This window comes from Desulfofundulus sp. (genome assembly GCF_049701015.1).
Classification (GTDB): Bacteria; Bacillota; Desulfotomaculia; order Desulfotomaculales; family Desulfovirgulaceae; genus Desulfofundulus.
Genome location: NZ_JBNATZ010000006.1, coordinates 21,419 through 27,603 on the forward strand (window position 1 = coordinate 21,419; position 6,185 = coordinate 27,603).

A 6,185-nucleotide genomic window follows, 5' to 3' on the forward strand; every position below is an offset into this window, starting at 1 on the left:
TTTCCCCTATAAGCGCAGGGTGGCAATTAATCGCTTGGGATTGAGCAGAAGGTCCAGTCCCTGGCATATGTCCGTGACCACTACGTCTGCTGCCAGAAGAGCCTGTATAGAGGTACCTTCAGGCCCCAGCACAACTATCCCCAGGGCTGCTTTTTTAAGCATCAGACTATCGTTAGTGCCGTTACCAACGGCCACTGTATGTTCCACACCGAGTTCCTCAATATACTTTAGTTTTTGAATACCCCCTTCGCCCGGCTTCATCACGTGTACGGAGCCCTTGATATTACGGCAGGCCTTTTCCCCTGTTCCAAAGGTATCTGCTGTAAGCACGTGGATCACCAGGTTTTCAGCCAGGGCATTCAGCCTTTCCTCTACTCCCGGAAGCAGGGTGCCGTCTCTGGCCATCGTGCCGTTAAAATCCAGAACCAGGTGCTGCAGTTTCAGTACTCCCCACTCCGGGATATCCACTGTAAGCATACTATCCCTCCCTTTTAAATCTGTTCTTTAAATCTGTTCTCATTTAATCTCCCAGGCAAATTCCCAATTGTCTTGCTGAGAGCAAAAGATCGCTGTCCAGGGGCACAGAGCGGATTTGACCTGTGGCTTCCGTAAGCGGTACGGCATCAATACGGGTGCCCCGGAGACTGACCATGTATCCGAATCGCCCTTCCACAACCAGCCGGACTGCCTCCGTACCATAGCGTGTGGCCAGAATACGGTCATAGGCTGTGGGCGACCCGCCTCTCTGCAGGTGTCCCAGTATGGTAACTCTTGTTTCTTTTCCCGTTGCTTCTTCGACTTGTTGTGCTACTACATGTCCGATGCCACCCAGACGGATGGGATCAAAGCTGTCTTCCACTCTTTTCTGAACGACTAATTCTCCATCTACTGGTTTGGCACCTTCAGCTACAACAATGATACTGAATTTTTTACCCTGTACTTCCCGTTGGTTTATGGTATCGATAACTTTATCAATGCGATAGGGAATTTCGGGGATCAAAATTACATCCGCGCCACCAGCAACTCCGGCAGCCAGAGCAATCCAACCTGCATAACGTCCCATTACTTCCAGGACCATTACCCGGTGGTGGGATTCTGCCGTGGTATGTAATTTATCCAGGGCTTCGGTGGCCGTAGTAAGGGCGGTATCAAAGCCAAAAGTTTGATCGGTAGCGAGCAAGTCGTTATCAATGGTTTTAGGAACTCCAACCACAGCTAATCCTTTAGCATGTAGCTCTTTGGCAATGGAGAGGCTGCCATCTCCACCAATAACGATTAATGCGTCGACTCCGTGGATACTGATGTTTTCAAAAATACGGTCGCTGACGTCTACAAATACTTTCTCCCCACCTTTGACTACAGGATAATGGAAAGGGTTGTCCCGGTTGGTGGTACCCAGAATTGTTCCACCCCGTGGAAGGATGCCTATTACATCCTTCTCCGTAAGCTCGCGGGCCTGGTTTTTAATCAACCCCCCAAAGCCGTTTAAAAAACCAGTCACCGAAAGCCCGTATTCCCTGATGGCCACTTTAACTACTGCCCTGATGACGGCGTTTAGTCCGGGAGCATCACCTCCCCCGGTTAATATACCAATGCGTTTAATTTTAGATGGACCAGCCATGATTGAACCTCCTTTTTCTCATTTATGTTTCCCGCCGGTGCTATGTCCCTCCAGGAATCGTTTTATGATAGCGTTTAGCTCCCCTGGACGTTCCAGCATCATCATATGGCCAGCTCCCCGAATAACTTCCAATTGTGCCCGGGGCAGTTTCTGCTGCAGATACTGGCCGTACTTTACTGGGGTAAGCAGGTCCTGGTCAGCAGCAATAACCATGGTGGGGACATCTATAGATGGCAAGGCATCTATCAAGTCAAAACTGTTACAGGCCGTAAAGTCCGCCAGGTATACGGAAGGTGGAACGGATTCCATCTCTCTTTTGGCAGCTTCCAGCAAATACGGAGGGGCATCTTTACCGTAAGCCATTTTGCTGAGCTCCTTGAAATAGTGCCCTTTTTCGAAGGTCTCCAGCAAAGCTGGTAACACCCGCAAACGAGCACCAGTTCCGATTAAGATCATCCCGGCCAGTCTATCTGGATAACAGCGGGCGAAGTCCAGGGTGATCGCTCCTCCCATAGAATGTCCAGCCAGGAAAAAAGGATGACCAATAAGCTTTTCCGCAAAAGCATAAATGAATTCGCGATAATTGCCAATCTTATCATATGCCTTGCCATGTGAGCTGCCATGGCCTGGCAGATCTACCGCGAGCACCAGATATTCCTCTTTTAAACCATTGATCTGGTGAAGCCAGTGACGGTGACTCCCCCCTGCTCCGTGGATAAAAAGAATGGTTTGCTGTGGCTCTCTGTTTTCCGGCACCCCGGCGGCGTAATGGTAATTGATACCTTCAATCATTATCAAAGGCATGGGAAAAAACCTCCATGAAAAAATTACCGGTGCATCAGGACCGGTAAAGAGTTAAACATTTGAAGATGTGCTTGGTTTAGTGGTGTCCGTGAGCATCGCAACTATGGTTCGGTTTTTCCTCAACATCTTCGTACTTTTTCCACATGGTGGTAAAAGCTGAACTAATCACTAGCAGTACCACTGTACTGAAAAAACCGAAAACAACACCTTGCCACCACTGTTGGAAAAACATTTCTCCTCCTCCTTTTTAGAATTTATTGTACTATCGTTTGGGAAGTAAGTTCATTCAAAACATCTTTCAGCTCTTTTAGAGAATGACCAAACCCTGCCCAATCTCCATTTTTAAGTCTTTGCATAGCCTGATCGTAAAGGTTGCTGGCTTCCTGTGCCAGCCCGGCCACAGAATGGTTTCCTGGCAAAGGTTTTGCTACCGTCCCGGTTGTGCCCGGTTCCTCTTTATCATTGATGAAAATATGCTGCAGAGCCTCCTCCAGGGTTGGTTCCATGACTACCCGGTCACCGTGTACTACAATTACCCGGCGCAGTTCGGGCATTTTACTTTGTTCTGCCTGCAGATATAATGGTTCCACATACAGCAGCGAATCCTTGATAGGTATTACCAGCAGGTTCCCCCGGAAAACCCGGGAACCACGCTGGTCCCACAGAGAGAGCTGTTGGGAAATCGTGGTATCCTGATTAATGCGTGCTTCAATTTGCATGGGGCCATAAACCAATTCCTGTTTTGGGAACTCATAGACCAGCAAATGGCCATAATTGGTACCGTCCGACCTTCCTGCCAGCCAGGCTACCATGTTCTTTTTATTCTGGGGTATAAATGGCATGATCTGTAAATACTCAGGTTCTTTTTCGCCCGGTAACCTGGTGATGAGGTAATAAGCCTCGATGGGTTGCTCCTTATCTTCAACTATTTCGGTGGGCCTATCCCATTTATCTTCTTTATTATAAAAGGTCCGGTAATCCTCCATGTGATAAAGAGCATACTTTTGTGCCTGGATCATGAAAAGGTCTTCGGGATAACGAACGTGTAAACGAAGTTCTTCAGGCATCCCAGTTAGGGGCCGGAAAACACCTGGGAAAACCTTACTGTAGGTCTGGATAATGGGGTCATCCTTATCTGCAATATAAAAATCAACGCTTCCATCGTAGGCATCGACCACGACCTTTACCGCGTTGCGGATGTAATTTAGCTTATGCTCATATGGTTCCGAGTAAGGAAACATATCCGTGGTTGTATAAGCATCCCATATCCAGTATAGCTTGCCGTTGGCCACTACAATATAAGGGTCTTTATCATAGGTCAGGAAAGGTAACAGTTTGGGTACACGTTCATAGATATTACGGTCATAAAGAACCTGGCTTTTATTTGTGATGTCTCCGGATAGAAGTAACCTGTAATCCCTGAAAGAAATGGCAAAAAGCAACCTCCTCATAAGGGAGTTAATCTTGACTCCTTTATTCCCCCGGTAATTACTCCAGGCATTTTCGTCCCCCCGTGGGTAGTCAAATTCGGGACTTTTGGTGTTGACGATTACATAACTGTCTGTAAGCTCACCGAAATAAATCTCGGGGCGTTCGATTTTCAGATTCGTAGGAGTAGTGGGAGGAATATCTTTGATGAGGAAACGTGGCAAGCCTTCCGCGGTTACCTCATTGACCGGGCTCATAACAATACCGTAACCATGGGTATATTTTAAATGCTGGTTTACCCAGGTTTGTGCCTGGGGTGGCAACTGGCTCTGGTTTAATTCCCTTGCAGCTATCATTACCTGGCGGTAACGGCCATCAATGATATACCGGTCGATATCAATATTCTTCAGCTGGTAATAAAGGCGCATTTCCTGCAGCTGGCTGTATGTTTGCTGCAATGGTCTGTAATCCCAAAGCCTTATATTGTTAATCGTGTCCTGGTTATTTTTGAGGTCTTCTGCTGTTAACTCCCGCCCGGCGGGAAAGAATCTTTTTTCAATGTTATCCAGTTTATAGGCCAGGCGTGTAAATCTAATGGCGTTTTCAATATAAGGCTTTTCCCTGTTCATTTCGTTGGGAACTACAATAAATTTTTGGACAGCTGCCGGGTAAATATTTCCAAATACTATGATACCTGCGATCAGAAAGCCTATGGCATAAAAAACGAGCCGGAAGCGGGAAAGCAGGAGATTGATCAAGATAACAGCTGCACAGCCCAGGGTCAGAACAAACAGGATCTTGTAAGCAAGAAGATTGGCGTGGATATCAGTGTACCCAGGGCCATAAATTATTCCTCGCTCAGAATAAAGTAACATGTATTGATCCAGGCGATATCCCCAGGCCCGCAAAAGGAAAATTACCGCCGCCAAACCTGACAGGTGATATTTGGCCACTTCAAAACGCAAAATGCTTTTCCAGCCGTTTTGAACCCCGCCTGTCAGGACATAGATGCCACTGATGGCCAGAAAGCTTAATACGATGGTCCACAATAAAAGCCTGTAAATAAAGTGGTAAAAGGGTAACTTAAATACGTAAAAACCAATATCACGATGGAAGATGGGATCATTCATGTTAAAGGAGGTGCTGTGCAGAAATTGCTGGACTATATTCCAGTCTTTGGTTACAGAGAGAGCGATTAGAATAGCCGGCAGAAAGCTGAAAATAGCCATAGAAATGGTTAGTAATTTAGTCGATTGGACGTACTTGCTCCAGGGAGGTTGGTAAAGGGTAACTATGTCGCCGTTGCTGATCGGCCTGGGGCCGGCTCCTTTAATAAGCGTGCTTCGGGTGAATAACAGGTTGATAAAAAAAATCAAGAAAACTATAAGCCCGGCAACCAGCCCTACTGCCCACTTCGTGATCAGGATGGTTAAAAATACGCTTTCATAGTTTAAGGATTTAAACCACAGCCAGTCAGTATAAAAACTCGCTCCCCAGTATATAAGGACTACGAAAACAAGGAGACCCACGATTGGTAATACTTTAGATAATCTTGTTGTTCCCCCCAACACATGAACCTCCCCGGGTTGCGATCCCAGAAATATCCCTTGCTCAGAAAACCCAGGTTTCTAACAACTTACATTGGTTTTGGATTTTTCTGCGCTTCATCTGCTTCGTGACGTAATTTTGCTTCACATAACTGACAAATTAAAATTGACTTTTTGGGTTTTAAGTCTTCATCCTCGTAGTCATCATAAGGGTCAGGATTAAACTGTTCAATTTCTATTATGCGACCGCACATGATGCACCGGGTTCCCAAGGTAACACCTCCCGAGATCGAGATATTTCTTGTATATAATTATTCGCCGCTATATGGTTATTTCCTCCCTCATTTTTCAATAGTAAGCCTGCCGAAAAGCGGCAGACTCTTTATCCCGGGGTGTTATTCAAAAAATGCCTTTAATTCTCCTGCCATTTCTTCAGGTAGATGTATTGTCCACGGTTCATCGTGGAGAACCTGTAGGTGGCTGAAATCACTTCCCACCAGAGGGTAAATAGTGTAACGTCCCACAACCCGGGCAGTGACCCAGAACCCTCTGTCTTCCTTCCGGGCGGTGTAAAGAGCCACGTTGAAACTGGCAATGTTAATCTCATTGTAATAACGAATTACCTTTAGCAGACCTTTTGCCAGGTTCTGTAAATCCTGGTTCTCCAAATCTGCAATCGTTGTTTTATTGGTCACGATTGCCGTAACGTCACACAGGGCTCGGGGTGCAAAGGTAGCCAGCCAGTGAGTATTTCCCACCTGGCCCAGGTAACGTTCCCCCTTCTC

General features: G+C 46.5%; 5 protein-coding genes and 1 pseudogene. All 6 read right to left on the reverse strand.

The features are described from left to right. Positions 1-6: 6 nt before the first annotated feature. On the reverse strand, positions 7-477 hold the full coding sequence (locus ACPLUI_RS00990) for an HAD family hydrolase (protein WP_424658403.1): 471 nt from the start codon (positions 475-477) through the stop codon (positions 7-9). Between the two features lie 43 nt (positions 478-520). Further along, complete coding sequence (locus tag ACPLUI_RS00995) at positions 521-1,621, reverse strand: 6-phosphofructokinase (protein ID WP_424658404.1); 1,101 nt, start codon at positions 1,619-1,621, stop codon at positions 521-523. A gap of 18 nt (positions 1,622-1,639) precedes the next feature. Then, complete coding sequence (locus ACPLUI_RS01000) at positions 1,640-2,425, reverse strand: alpha/beta fold hydrolase (RefSeq protein WP_424658405.1); 786 nt, start codon at positions 2,423-2,425, stop codon at positions 1,640-1,642. A gap of 254 nt (positions 2,426-2,679) precedes the next feature. Next, positions 2,680-5,382: a UPF0182 family protein gene (locus ACPLUI_RS01005; protein WP_424658406.1), complete on the reverse strand. Its 2,703-nt coding sequence runs from the start codon at positions 5,380-5,382 to the stop codon at positions 2,680-2,682. A gap of 107 nt (positions 5,383-5,489) precedes the next feature. Then, entirely contained in the window at positions 5,490-5,672 is a 183-nt protein-coding gene (locus tag ACPLUI_RS01010) for a hypothetical protein (RefSeq protein WP_424658407.1), read from the reverse strand. Positions 5,673-5,795: 123 nt separating this feature from the next. Next, positions 5,796-6,185: pseudogene (locus ACPLUI_RS01015) on the reverse strand (hypothetical protein); the annotation flags it as partial.

Coding starts and splice junctions, on each gene's coding strand:
- ACPLUI_RS00990 (WP_424658403.1), bottom strand. CDS start 477: ATGCTTACAGTGGATATCCCGGAGTGGGGAGTACTGAAACTGCAGCAC.
- ACPLUI_RS00995 (WP_424658404.1), bottom strand. CDS start 1,621: ATGGCTGGTCCATCTAAAATTAAACGCATTGGTATATTAACCGGGGGA.
- ACPLUI_RS01000 (WP_424658405.1), bottom strand. CDS start 2,425: ATGCCTTTGATAATGATTGAAGGTATCAATTACCATTACGCCGCCGGG.